The sequence below is a fragment of the Companilactobacillus paralimentarius DSM 13238 = JCM 10415 genome (assembly GCF_001434985.1).
GTDB lineage: Bacteria > Bacillota > Bacilli > Lactobacillales > Lactobacillaceae > Companilactobacillus > Companilactobacillus paralimentarius.
Genome location: NZ_AZES01000123.1, coordinates 1 through 423, shown reverse-complemented (window position 1 = coordinate 423; position 423 = coordinate 1). Strand labels below are relative to the sequence as shown.

At 32.4% G+C, this 423-nt stretch carries 1 protein-coding gene; it reads right to left on the bottom strand.

Annotation, left to right across the window (positions count from 1 at the left end; translation table 11 throughout):
• Window positions 1-356 (bottom strand): CpsD/CapB family tyrosine-protein kinase (locus FD33_RS10445; RefSeq protein WP_156407843.1); only part of this gene is annotated, 356 nt, incomplete at its 3' end.
• Window positions 357-423 lie beyond the last annotated feature (67 nt).

The following is a 423-nucleotide window of genomic DNA, read 5'->3' as shown; positions in this document are numbered from 1 at the left end:
TCAAATGAAGCATTTCCCAATAAATAACTGGATAATCCAACACGATTACTTACATTAAAGGTCTTATGAATGGTTGGACGACGAAGATCGGCATCAACTAAAACAACTGTTTCACCTTGTTTAGCCCAAGCTACCGCAACATTATTACTTACCGTAGACTTACCTTCAGATGGAGCAGATGAGGTGAATAAAATTGAATTCAACTTTTTATCTACAGATGAGAATTGAATATTAGTTCTGATAGTATTAAATTGCTCTGAAATCGTACTGGTAGGGTCATCATAAGTAACCAAACCAACACCATTTTTCAAACTATAATTATCTAGCTTTGTAGTTTTCTTTTTAAATAATGCCATTTTATTTCCTAGACCCTTCTATGATTTCTTGATGATTTATTAATACTCAACTTAGATTGAACTTTCT